This is a genomic window from Nonomuraea mesophila (assembly GCF_004352805.1).
Classification (GTDB): Bacteria; Actinomycetota; Actinomycetes; order Streptosporangiales; family Streptosporangiaceae; genus Nonomuraea; species Nonomuraea longispora.
Genome location: NZ_SMLD01000101.1, coordinates 23,681 through 35,509, shown reverse-complemented (window position 1 = coordinate 35,509; position 11,829 = coordinate 23,681). Strand labels below are relative to the sequence as shown.

General features: G+C 71.0%; 13 protein-coding genes. 9 read left to right on the top strand and 4 right to left on the bottom strand.

Annotated elements, in window-relative coordinates; all coding sequences use genetic code 11:
• Positions 1–41: 41 nt before the first annotated feature.
• The 4 genes from nuoH to E1295_RS30725 all read right to left on the bottom strand — a co-directional run bounded on the left by nuoH (position 42) and on the right by E1295_RS30725 (position 2,520).
• The gene (nuoH, locus tag E1295_RS30740) at positions 42–983 is read right to left on the bottom strand and encodes an NADH-quinone oxidoreductase subunit NuoH (RefSeq protein WP_132635493.1); all 942 of its coding nucleotides are present in this window, start codon (positions 981–983) and stop codon (positions 42–44) included.
• Positions 976–1,518 (bottom strand): NADH-quinone oxidoreductase subunit C, encoded by a 543-nt coding sequence (locus E1295_RS30735; RefSeq protein WP_132635490.1) that lies wholly within the window; start codon positions 1,516–1,518, stop codon positions 976–978. The genes nuoH and E1295_RS30735 overlap by 8 nt, the downstream gene beginning before the upstream one ends.
• Positions 1,515–2,048, bottom strand: a complete 534-nt coding sequence (locus E1295_RS30730; protein WP_132635487.1) for an NADH-quinone oxidoreductase subunit B — start codon at positions 2,046–2,048, stop codon at positions 1,515–1,517. Before E1295_RS30730 ends, E1295_RS30735 begins: the two co-directional genes overlap by 4 nt.
• Positions 2,049–2,148: 100 nt before the next feature.
• Positions 2,149–2,520 carry an NADH-quinone oxidoreductase subunit A gene (locus E1295_RS30725; protein ID WP_132635484.1) on the bottom strand — a complete coding sequence of 124 codons (372 nt, stop codon included), beginning with the start codon at positions 2,518–2,520 and terminating at the stop codon, positions 2,149–2,151.
• 109 nt (positions 2,521–2,629) lie between these two features.
• Between E1295_RS30725 and E1295_RS30720 the strand changes: the two genes are divergently transcribed.
• From E1295_RS30720 to E1295_RS30685, 9 genes are all read left to right on the top strand, one after another.
• Positions 2,630–4,108: a polysaccharide deacetylase family protein gene (locus E1295_RS30720; RefSeq protein WP_132635481.1), complete on the top strand. Its 1,479-nt coding sequence runs from the start codon at positions 2,630–2,632 to the stop codon at positions 4,106–4,108.
• A 31-nt stretch (positions 4,109–4,139) separates the two neighbouring features.
• Positions 4,140–4,229 carry a putative leader peptide gene (locus E1295_RS52615; RefSeq protein ID WP_352322479.1) on the top strand — a complete coding sequence of 30 codons (90 nt, stop codon included), beginning with the start codon at positions 4,140–4,142 and terminating at the stop codon, positions 4,227–4,229.
• A gap of 120 nt (positions 4,230–4,349) precedes the next feature.
• A complete protein-coding gene (locus E1295_RS30715; RefSeq protein WP_132635478.1) occupies positions 4,350–6,194 on the top strand; it encodes a 2-oxoacid:acceptor oxidoreductase subunit alpha in 1,845 nt (614 codons plus the stop codon).
• Entirely contained in the window at positions 6,187–7,233 is a 1,047-nt protein-coding gene (locus E1295_RS30710) for a 2-oxoacid:ferredoxin oxidoreductase subunit beta (RefSeq protein WP_132635475.1), read from the top strand. The genes E1295_RS30715 and E1295_RS30710 overlap by 8 nt, the downstream gene beginning before the upstream one ends.
• Positions 7,234–7,254: 21 nt before the next feature.
• A complete protein-coding gene (locus E1295_RS30705) occupies positions 7,255–8,205 on the top strand; it encodes a hypothetical protein (RefSeq protein WP_132635472.1) in 951 nt (316 codons plus the stop codon).
• 13 nt (positions 8,206–8,218) lie between these two features.
• Complete coding sequence (locus E1295_RS30700) at positions 8,219–9,178, top strand: NAD-dependent epimerase/dehydratase family protein (RefSeq protein ID WP_132635469.1); 960 nt, start codon at positions 8,219–8,221, stop codon at positions 9,176–9,178.
• Between the two features lie 56 nt (positions 9,179–9,234).
• Positions 9,235–9,897 (top strand): polysaccharide deacetylase family protein, encoded by a 663-nt coding sequence (locus E1295_RS30695; protein ID WP_132635466.1) that lies wholly within the window; start codon positions 9,235–9,237, stop codon positions 9,895–9,897.
• 1 nt (position 9,898) lies between these two features.
• Entirely contained in the window at positions 9,899–10,801 is a 903-nt protein-coding gene (locus E1295_RS30690) for a glycosyltransferase family 2 protein (RefSeq protein ID WP_132635463.1), read from the top strand.
• Positions 10,798–11,817: a GNAT family N-acetyltransferase gene (locus E1295_RS30685; protein WP_246080534.1), complete on the top strand. Its 1,020-nt coding sequence runs from the start codon at positions 10,798–10,800 to the stop codon at positions 11,815–11,817. The genes E1295_RS30690 and E1295_RS30685 overlap by 4 nt, the downstream gene beginning before the upstream one ends.
• Positions 11,818–11,829 lie beyond the last annotated feature (12 nt).

Genomic DNA, 11,829 nt, shown 5'->3' with positions numbered 1-11,829 from the left:
GCCCGGCACGAGGTCCGCCCCGCCCGGCACGGGGGGTCGCGTCAGATGAGGACCTTGACGACGCCGGTGAGCGCCAGTTGTACGAGCGCCAGCGGGACGAGCCCGGCCCAGGCGAGCTTCTGCAGTTGGTCCTCGCGCAGGCGCGGATAGGTCACGCGCAGCCAGATCACCACGAACGCCAGCGCGAACACCTTGACCAGGGTCCACAACCAGCCGGGCAGGAAGGGCCCGTGCCAGCCGCCCAGGAACAGCACGGTGGTGAGGAAGGACAGGACGACGATCCCGACATATTCGGAGAGCATGAAGAGCGCGAAGCGCATGCCGGTGTACTCGGTCATCGGGCCCATGATGATCTCGGACTCGGCGATCGGCATGTCGAAGGGCGGGCGCCGCAGTTCCGCCAGGCCGGCCACGAAGAAGACGACGCCCCCGACGGCCTGCCACGGCAGCCACCACCACTGCCACGCCTCGACGATGCCGGGGAGCGACAGTGTGCCCGCGGCCATCGCGACCGACGAGGCCGCCAGCACGAGGGGCAGCTCGTACGCCATGAGCTGGGCCGCCGAGCGCATGCCGCCGAGGACGGAATACTTGTTGGCCGAGGCCCACCCGGCCATGATCGCGCCCAGGACGCCCACGCCCATGACGGCGAGGACGAAGAACAGGCCGAGGTCGAGGTCGACGGCCACGAGGCCGCGGTCGAGAGGGATGGCGATCAGCACGAGGAGATACGGCACGAGCGCCACACCGGGGGCGATCATGAAGATGCGGCGGTCGGCCGCGGCCGGGATGACGTCCTCCTTCTGCGCGAATTTCACGCCGTCGGCGATGAGCTGCGCCCAGCCGTGGAAGCCGCCCGCGTACATCGGGCCCAGCCGCGACTGCATGTGCGCCATGACCTTGTGCTCGGTCTGCCCCACGATCAGCGGCAGCACCAGGAACACGACCAGGATGACGGCGAAGCTCAGCACCACGTCAAGCATCGGGCGGCCCCCAGTCGGCTGGAACTCCTGGCGGAAGTGTCTTGCGGCGGCTCGGGGCGCCCTGTCCTGACTCGCCGGGCTCCTTGGCGCCGGGCCAGGGCTTGGCCACGCGGGCGGCCAGGATGAAGTCCTTGCGCAGCGGGTGGCCTTCGAAACCGTCGGGCAGCAGGAGAGGGACGAGGCTGGGGTGGCCGTCGAAGATCACGCCGAACATCTCGTACGTCTCGCGCTCGTGCCAGTTGGCGCCCCGGTAGACGGCGACGGCGGTGGGCAGGTGGGGGGCGGCGCGCGGCACGCGGGTGCGCAGCAGCAGGCGGGTGCGGGCGTCGGGGTTGCAGACGTGGGCCACGACCTGGAAGGCGTCCGGTGGGTCGTCGACGCCGGTCAGCCAGTCGAAGAAGGTGTGGCCGAGCTCGTCGCGGACGAACGTCAGCAGCTCGATCCAGTCGCCGGGTGCGACGTCGACGGTGACGTCGCCGTACGACTCGGTGGTCTCGGCGCGCTCGCCGAACCGCTCGGCGATGCGCGCGGTCACGCCTCCTCCGGCGCGTGGGCGCGTGACCACACGTAGCGGTCGCTCAGCTTCTCCCCGGCGATCTTGTCCTGGAGCTTGGTGATGCCGTAGAGGAGCGCTTCGGGCCTGGGCGGGCAGCCGGGGACGTAGATGTCCACGGGGATGATCTGGTCGACGCCGTTGGTCACGCAGTAGGAGTCCCAGTAGGGGCCGCCGCTGTTGGAGCAGGCGCCGAACGAGATCACGTATTTCGGATCGGGCATCTGCTCGTAGAGGCGTTTGACGGCGGGGGCCATCTTGTCGGTGACCGTGCCCGAGACGATCATGAGGTCGGCCTGACGGGGGCCGTTCGCGAACGGGATGACGCCGAAGCGGATGAAGTCGTGGCGGCTCGCCGACGTCGCGATGAACTCGATGGCGCAGCAGGCCAGCCCGAAGTTGAACACCCACAGCGAATAACGCCTGCCCCAGTTGAGCACGAAGCGCATGGGTTTGGGAGCCAACCTGGAGATCGGCCCCACTGTGGGCATCGGGAGATCCGTTGCTGCCATGTGGCCATTCTTACTCGGATCAAGGGGAACGCAAAGAGATCTTCCCCGGCGTGACCAGGCCGTGGTGCGCCGCGGGGGTTGCGTGCCGCGGGCCGCGGGCTCAGGTCCAGGTGAGTACGCGTTTGCGCCAGGCGTAGACGATGCCGAGGGCGATGAACCCCAGGAACACGAACATCTCGACGAGCGTCGTCATCCCGTAGCCGGGCGCGTCGAAGATGGTGGCCCAGGGGAACAGGAAGACGGCGTCCACGGCGAAGACGACGTACAGGTAGGTGAAGACGTAGTAGCGGACCTGGGACTGCGCCCAGCCGTCGCCCACCGGGTCGACCCCGCACTCGTACGTGGTCAGCTTGTCCGGGGTGGGGCGCGACGGGCGGAGCAGGCGGTTGGCGAGCAGGGCGCCGGCCACGATGGCGACGCCGATGACGAGCAGCGCGGCGACGAGCACGTACGACCCGTAATAGCCGTCCATGACGGGATGGTAACCCAGGGAAGCCCGAAACCGGAGGGTGGTCAAAAGTCCGTCACCGATCATCCCAAATCGGAGTAAACGGCAAGATCGCACACATACTCTGACATTCATGCATATAAGGCGATTCTCCGCAGGAATCGCTCTGCTGGCCCTCTCGATCTCCGGTTGCGGCATGGCCGCGGCCGTGCCCGAGAGGGGCATCGTGGTCCCGGCAGAGCCGACGCTGATCGACTTTGTCGACCCCACGACCGTCGTCGGCCTGTCCACCAGGACCCTCACGGAGGGCGACTCCACCGGCCGCCGATACGTACACATCACCTACCCGGAACTGGACGAGGCCCCCGCGCTCAACCAGGCGCTGCGCGAGCGGGTACGCGACCAGCTGCATGCCTTCCGCGAGCGTACGAAGACGAAGGCGGCCGGCCCGCGGCCGGAGCTGAACGTGAACTGGCAGCTCGCCGCCTCCTCCCCCGAGGCGGTGGCCGTACGCCTGCGCACCGGCGAGAACCTGAAGGCCGGCTGGGGGTACTCCACGCGGACGTACTGGTTCGACCCGCACAAGGGCAGGACGGTCGGCTCCGCCGGGCTGCTCGCCGGCAAGGACGCGCTGAGCCGGCTCGGCGTGCTGGTCAAGCGGCAGCTGATCGCAGAGCGCGGGAACCAGATCCGGGGGGACGAGGTCGTCGCGGACGCCGACCGCTTCGACTCCATGGCCTTCAACCGTGACGGGGATCTGGTGGTCGAGTTCGACGACTGCCAGGTGGGGCCGTGCGCGCTGGGCCGGGTGGCCGCGGCCGTGCCGGCGAACGCCGCGGAGCCGCTGCTGTCCACCCTGGGGAGGCGGGCGCAGGAAGGCGTCAGGACGGCAGCGCGCAAGGCCGCGGCGGACATGGACAAGGCCCCGCTCGCGAACGACCCCGCCAACGGCACCGAGGCCGTCAGGAACCTGGCCGTGACCGCCGACTGCGCCAAGACCAAGTGCGTGGCGCTGACGTTCGACGACGGCCCAGGACCCCACACCGGCGCGCTGCTCGACACGCTCCAGGAGCATCGGGCGCGCGCCACGTTCTTCCCGCTCGGTATGAACGCCGCCGCCGACCCCGGGCTGGTGCTGCGGATGAGCGCCGAGGGGCATCTGGTCGGCAACCACAGCTGGACCCACAAGAACCTTTCCGGTCTGCCCACCAGCAAGATCAGCGACTCGCTGAGGCGGGCGAGTGACGCGATCACCGTCGCGACCGGGCGCACGCCGACGCTCCTGCGGCCGCCGTACGGGACCGTGAGCCCGCAGTTGCGCGCCGCCGCGGCCGAGCAGGGCGCGTCGCTGGTCACCTGGGACGTCGACACCCATGACCAGGGCGGTGGCGAATCCGCCGACATCGCCGACAGAGCGGTGCGCGGGGCACATCCAGGTGCGATCATTCTCATGCACGACATCCATCGGGAAACCGTCGACGCGGTTCCGGACATCCTCGAAAGGTTGCGCGGGAAGGGTTACAGCTTTGTCACCGTTCCTGAGTTGTACGGCTCTGCGGGGATGCAGGCCGGACGCATGTACAGCTCAGGGAGCGGACAGCCCCTGACCTGACGGCTTTGGGGGGGACGTATAGTTGGCGCACGTGACCCGAACCGTCCTGTTCGCCCGCCTGCATGTGGACCTCTGCAGGCTCGCGTCCGGGCTGTGTCGTCGTTCTCCCGCCTCACCCTGACCCCGCCCGCGTTTACCCGCAATCGCGGGCCGCAAACGCGTGACCTTCCGAGGATCTAGCATGGAAACAGAGAACGCGCCTACATCAACCGCGCCTTGGCGCGTCGAGGAGGACTGAGCTGTGACGAAGCAGGTCCAGCAACTCGACCGCGTGATCATCAGATTCGCCGGCGACTCCGGCGACGGCATGCAGCTCACCGGCGACCGCTTCACGGCGGGCACGGCGGAGTTCGGCAACGACCTGTCGACACTGCCCAACTTCCCCGCCGAGATCCGGGCCCCCGCAGGCACGCTGCCCGGCGTCTCCAGCTTCCAGCTGCACTTCGCCGACCACGACATCCTCACGCCCGGCGACGCGCCCAACGTCCTCGTGGCGATGAACCCGGCCGCCCTCAAGGCCAACCTGGGCGACCTGCCCAGGGGCGCCGACATCATCGCCAACACCGACGAGTTCACCAAGCGCAACCTGCAGAAGGTGGGCTACGCCACCAGCCCGCTCGAGGACGACTCCCTGAGCGAGTGGCGCGTGCACGCGGTCCCGCTGACCTCGCTGACCGTCAAGGCGCTCGAAGACTTCGACCTGTCGAAGAAGGACGCCGAGCGGTCGAAGAACATGTTCGCCCTCGGCCTGCTGTCGTGGCTCTACCACCGGCCGACCGAGCACACCATCAAGTTCCTCGAGCAGAAGTTCGCCAAGAAGCCCGACATCGCCAAGGCCAACATCGCCGCCTTCCAGGCCGGCTGGAACTACGGCGAGACCACCGAGGGTTTCTCGGTGAGCTACGAGGTCAAGCCGGCGCAGCTGCCCCCGGGCGTCTACCGCAACATCTCCGGCAACCAGGCGCTCGCCTACGGCCTGATCGCCGCGAGCGTGCAGTCGAAGCTGCCGCTGTTCCTGGGCTCCTACCCGATCACCCCGGCGAGCGACATCCTGCACGAGCTGTCCAGGCACAAGCGGTTCGGGATCCGCACCTTCCAGGCCGAGGACGAGATCGCCGGCGTCGGCGCGGCGCTCGGGGCCGCATTCGGCGGGGCGCTGGGCGTGACCACCACGTCGGGTCCCGGCGTGGCGCTGAAGGCCGAGACCGTCGGCCTGGCGGTCACCACCGAACTGCCGCTGATCGTGGTCGACGTGCAGCGCGCGGGGCCGAGCACCGGCATGCCGACCAAGACCGAGCAGACCGACCTGCTGATGGCGTTGTTCGGCCGCAACGGCGAGTCGCCGGTGCCGGTGGTGGCGCCGATGTCGCCGAGCGACTGCTTCGACGCGGCCATCGAGGCGGCCAGGATCGCCGTCAAATACCGCACACCGGTCATGTTGCTGTCGGACGGCTACCTCGCCAACGGCTCGGAGCCCTGGCGACTCCCCGAGATCGCCGACCTGCCCGACATCTCGCAGGAGTTCACGACCGCCCCCAACGGCGAGGACGGTACGTTCCTGCCCTTCAAGCGTGACGCCGACACCCTCGCCCGCCCGTGGGCCATCCCCGGCACCCCCGGCCTCGAGCACCGCATCGGCGGCATCGAGAAGGCCGACGGCACCGGCAACATCTCCTACGACCCCGCCAACCACGACCTGATGGTCCGCACCAGGGCCGCCAAGGTCGCCGGCATCGACGTGCCTGATCTCGAGGTCGACGACCCCGACGGCGACGCCAGGGTGCTCGTCATCGGGTGGGGCTCGACGTACGGGCCGATCGCCGCCGCCGTGCGGCGCATCAGGAAGAGCGGCGGCAAGGTCGCGCAGACCCACCTGCGCCACCTCAACCCGCTGCCGGCCAACACCGGCGAGATCCTCAAGCGATACGACAAGGTGCTGCTGCCCGAGATCAACCTGGGCCAGCTGGCCCTGCTGCTGCGGGCCCGCTTCCTCGTCGACGTGATCAGCTACAACCGCGTGCGCGGGCTCCCGTTCAAGGCCGAGGAGCTGGCCGGAGTCATCCAGGACGTGATCGACAGTGACTGAGCTGCTGAACGGGAAGGGGCTCTCGCTCGTTCCCAAGACCGACGCGAAGCAGACCCTGAAGGACTTCAAGTCCGACCAGGAGGTGCGCTGGTGCCCCGGCTGCGGCGACTACGCGATCCTCGCCGCCGTGCAGAGCTTCCTGCCGGAGCTGGGGCTCAGGCGCGAGAACATCGTGTTCGTCTCCGGCATCGGGTGCTCGTCGCGTTTCCCCTACTACCTCAACACCTACGGCTTCCACTCCATCCACGGGCGGGCGCCGGCGATCGCGACGGGGCTGGCGGCCAGCCGGCCCGACCTGAGCGTCTGGGTGATCACGGGTGACGGCGACGCGCTGTCGATCGGCGGCAACCACCTGATCCACGCGCTGCGCCGCAACGTCAACCTCAACATCCTGCTGTTCAACAACCGGATCTACGGTCTGACCAAGGGCCAGTACTCCCCCACCAGCGAAACCGGCAAGATCACCAAGTCGACGCCGATGGGGTCGCTGGACAAACCGTTCAACCCGATCTCGCTGGCCCTCGGCGCCGAGGCGTCGTTCGTGGCCAGGACCATCGACTCCGACCGCAAGCACCTGCAGTCGGTGCTGCGCGAGGCGACCGCGCACCGCGGCACGTCGCTGGTCGAGATCTACCAGAACTGCAACATCTTCAACGACAACGCCTTCGAGCAGCTCAAGGACCCCGAGGTCCGCGACGACATCACGCTGCGGCTGGAGCACGACCAGCCGATCGCGAGCGCCTCGAAGGCCGTCGTACGCGCCGCGAACGGCGGCATCGAGGTGGTGGCCCGCGACGGCGTGAGCGACGACCAGATCCTCGTGCACGACGCGCACAGCCCCGACCCGTCGGTGGCCTTCGCGCTCAGCAGGCTCGACGAGCCGGCGTTCGAGCACGTGCCGATCGGGATCTTCCGGCAGGTCGACCGGCCGGCCTACGACACGCTCATGGCCGAGCAGCTCGACGCGGCCGTGGACAGCGCGGGATCGGGCGACCTGAGCGAGCTGCTGCTGGGCGGCGACACCTGGCGCATCGGCTGATTATTCGCGAATAATGCCAGGGTGGCGAAGACGTGGTCGTATGTCATAGCCGCGGTCGCCGCCCTGGTCCTGGCCGTCGTGGTCGCCCAGCAGCTCGGCGAGCCCGCGGGCCGGGCCTCGCAGAGCCCGTCCGCGTCCATGAGCCCACCCGCGTCCGTGAGCCCGCCCGCGGAGAGCGGCGGGCCGGGCCCTCCCGGCTTTCCCGACGCGGCCTCCACGGGTGTCCGGCCGGGCACCGCGCTCACCGTCGTCACCGGCGACCAGACCTTCGCCAGGGACGGTGAGGTCGTCGAGGGCAAGGTCTTCCACGGCTTCGTGGTGGTGACCGCGCGCGGCGTCACGTTCCGCAACTGCGTGTTCCGTGGCGCGGCGACCTCCGACGTACGGCCGCTGCTCGACACCGAGCACGGCAAGAACACGGTGGTGGAGGACTCCGAGTTCTACCCCGCCCATCCCTCGCCGTCCGTCGACGGCATCTGGGCGGCCTCGACGAAGATCTACCGCTCGGAGTTCCGGGGCACGGTCGACGGCGTCAAGGCCCACACCGCCACCCTGGTCCAGGACTCCTACATCCACGACCTGAGCTGGTTCGCCCACGACCCCGACCAGGGCGGCGAACCCACCCACAACGACGGCGTACAGGCCTTCGCCGACCAGAGCGGCGTCACGCTGCGGCACAACACGATCGATCTGTCGACCACGCGCGACCCGAACGCGGCCGTGCAGTCGTCGGCCGACGACCTGCGGGTGGAGGACAACTACCTCGACGGCGGCGCCTGCATCGTCAACATCGACCACACGCCGCTGGAGCGCCCGCTGACCGGGCAGCGGGTCACCGGCAACCGGTTCGGCCCGAACTCCGCGCACGACTGCCCGATCCTGCTGAGCACCCGCTCCGAGCTCGCCGCCGGCGCGGGCAACGTCTGGCACGGCACGGGCGAGCCCATTCCGCCACCGGACCAACACGACTAGCCCGGGAGATCACATGTCGGCCTGGCAGGGAACGCGCACGCTGGTCACCGGCGCCACCGGGTTCATCGGCGCCCACCTGGTCCGCCGCCTGGCCGGGCTGGGCGCGCGGGTGCACGCGGTCAGCCGCCGCCCGCAGGAGGCCACCGGGCACGTCGAGCGCTGGCACGCGGCCGACCTGTGCGACGCCACCGCCACGGCATCACTGGTGGAGGCCGTCCAGCCGGAGGTGGTCTTCCATCTGGCCAGTGAGGTCACCGGCGTCCGGGAGCCGGGGATGGTGGCGCCGACGCTGGCGGGCAACCTGGGCGCGGCGGTCAACCTGCTGACGGCCGTGACGGGCGGCCCCGTGCGCAGCGTGGTGCTGGCGGGCTCGGTGGAGGAGCCGCGCGACGGGCAGGCTCCGAGTTCCCCGTACGCGGCGGCGAAGGCGGCGGCGACGGGGTACGCCCGGATGTTCCACGCCCTGTGGGGGGTGCCGGTCTCGGTGTTGCGGGTGGCGATGGTCTACGGGCCGGGCGAGCCGAACGCGGCCAGGCTGGTGCCGTACGTGACGACGTCCCTGCTGAAGGGGGAGGCGCCCCGGCTGACGTCCGGCGCGAGGCTGGTCACCTGGGTGTACGTCGAGGACGTGGTGGACGCGTTCGTGCTGGCGGGAGCGGGCGGCGGCGCGGCCGGGCACGTCCTCGACATCGGCACGCCCGAGCCGGTCAGCATCCGCGACACGGCGGAGTTGCTCGCCGGCATCGTGACCGACACCGTGACCGACACCGGGGCCGGCACCATGGGCGACACCGGGGCCGGCACCGTGGGCGGCCGGGCCAGGCCCGAGTACGGCGCGGTCGCGGCCCGGCCGCTGGACCGTACGCAGCGCTCCGACATCGGGCCCGCCGCGCGCGTGCTGGGCTGGCGGCCGGCGACCACGCTCGAAGCGGGGCTGCGGCAGACCGTCGCCTGGTACGCAAAACGGATGTAACGGTCCAGACCCGGTCGCGATATCTCTCCTGGTGACCTTCTTGACCAGGGGGCAGGATGCGGGCGGTAACCAACCTGACCGTGCACGGCATCGGCGAGACGGCCCGCGCGCTCGAACGGGGCGAGGACACGACGTGGGTGACGGTCGAGCAGTTCGAGCAGGTCGTCGACGCGGTGGCCGGCCGTCCCGACGTACGGCTGACGTTCGACGACGGGAACGCCTCCGACGTGGAGATCGCCCTTCCCCGGCTGGTGGAGCGGGGGCTGCGGGCGGAGTTCTTCGTCCTGGCCGGGCTGCTCGGCGAGCCCGGCAGGCTCGACGCCGACGGCGTGCGCGAGCTGGCCGGGGCCGGCATGCGGGTCGGCTCGCACGGGTGGGCGCACCGCGACTGGCGCACGCTGGACGGCCCGCAGGTGGCCGAGGAGCTCACCCGGGCCAGGGCCGTGCTCGCCCGGCTCGCGGGCGGGCCGGTGTCGCGGGTGGCCATCCCGTTCGGCTCCTACGACCGCCGGGTCCTGCGCCGGCTGCGGATGGCCGGCGTGACCCGCGCCTACACCAGCGACGGCGGCCGGGCCAGACCCGGCTCCTGGCTCCAGGCGCGCAACAGCCTCAGGCACGACCTCGACGGCGCCTGGATCGGGCGGGTGCTCGACGGCAGGCCGCCGCTCGCCCGGCGCGCGGGCAAGCTCGGCATGCGCCTGTACAAGCGGGTGCGCTGACATGGGCCGGGTCGCCGTCGTGATCGTCACCTACAACAGCGCCTCCGTGCTCGGAGGCTGCCTCGGCTCGCTGGCGCGGGGCGCCGAAGGGGTGGAGCTGGCCGGCGTGGTGGTGGCCGACAACGCCTCCAAGGACGACTCCGTCGCCGTCGCCGAACGGGCCGGCGCCACGGTGGTGCAGGTCGGCAGGAACGCCGGGTACGCCGCCGCGATCAACGCCGGCGTCGCCGCGCTGGACCTCGACCGGCTCGACGGCGTCTACGTGCTCAACCCCGACTGCCGGCTGCGCCCCGGCTCGATCGCGCCGCTGCTGGCCTGCCTGCGCGAACCGGGCAGGGGCATCGCGGTCCCCTACATGGTCAATCCGGATGGCACGCTCCAGCCGTCGCTGCGCAGGGCGCCGACCGTGGGCAGGGCCCTGGCCGAGGCGCTGGTCGGCGGGTCGCTCGCCGGGCGCGTCGGAGGGCTGGGCGAACTGGTGACCGACCCGCGCGACTACGCGCGTCCCGGCGCGTACGCCTGGGCGACCGGCGCGGCCATGCTGCTCTCGACGCGGCTCATCCGCGAGGTCGGCGCGTGGGACGAGTCGTTCCTGCTCTACAGCGAGGAGACGGACTACTGTCTGCGCGCCGCCGACCTGGGATGGACGACGTGGTACGAGCCCGCGTCGGCGATCGAGCACATCGGCGGCGACTCGGGCGTGAATCCGACGCTGGCGGCGCTGCTCGTCGTGAACAAGGTACGCCTGTACCGGCGGCGCCACGGGAGGGCGTCGGGGGCCGCGTACTTCCTGGCGGTGCTGGCCGGTGAGGCGGTGCGGGCGCTGGCCGGAAGGCGTACGTCGCGGGCCTGCGTGGTGGCGCTGCTGCGGCCGTCGCGCCGGATGACGGCGCTGCCGCAATGAGCGGGCTGCGCGTGGAGGCGTTCACCGCGCTCAGTGCGGAGGATCTGGACGCCTGGCACACGCTGCGGACGGCCAACCCGGCGCTCGACAGCCCCTATTTCCATCCCGGTTTCGCGGCGGCCGTGCACGCCGGCGGGCGGCCCGTTCACGTGGCGGTCGCGCGTGACGGCGGGAGACCGGTCGCGTTCCTGCCGCACCACCGGGAGGGGCGGCTGCTGCGCCCGGTGGGCTGGCCGGGCGCGGACTTCCAGGGCCCGATCCTGGCGGCCGGCGCCGGGTTCCGTCCGCTGGACCTGCTCGGGAACGGGGCCGCCGGCTACGCCTTCGACCACCTGGTGGAGGAGGCGCCCGGGTTCGAGCGGTGGGTGGTCTCCCGCAGGCCGTCGCCGTACCTGGACGTGACCGGCGGGCTGGCGGGCTACCTGGGCCGGGCCTCGCGCAGCGGCAAGGAGAACATGGGGCAGGCCAGGCGGCGGGCCGCGAAGGCGGGGCGGGAGCTCGGCGAGCTCAGGTTCGTGGCGGCCTCGTCCGACCGGAAGGCGCTGGCGCGGGTGGTCGAGCTGAAGCGGGCGCAGTACGCCGCGACCGGCGCCAGGGACTTCTTCGCGGAGCCGGACCGGGTCCGGCTGCTCGACGGCCTGCTGCGTGCCCGCGACCCGGCGTTCGGCGGCGTGCTGTCCACGCTGCACGCCGGGGAGCACCTGCTCGCCGCCCACTTCGGCCTGCGGTCGGGCGGGGTGCTGCACTGGTGGTTCCCCGTCTACGACCCGGCCTTCGCGCGGCTGTCGCCGGGCTGGATCCTGCTGCGGGAGCTGGTGGCCGCCGCCCCGGCGCTCGGGATCGTACGCATCGATCTCGGCAGGGGCGAGGACGAGTACAAGCGGCGGGCCAAGACCGGCGAGAGCGTGGTCTGCCAGGGCCTCGTCACGAGGAATCCGGTACGCAGGGCCGCCGCGTCGGCGCTGTCGAAGGCGAGGTCGGTCGCACGATCGGTCAGGGCACGGAGAAAACCGTAACGTTCCAACGGA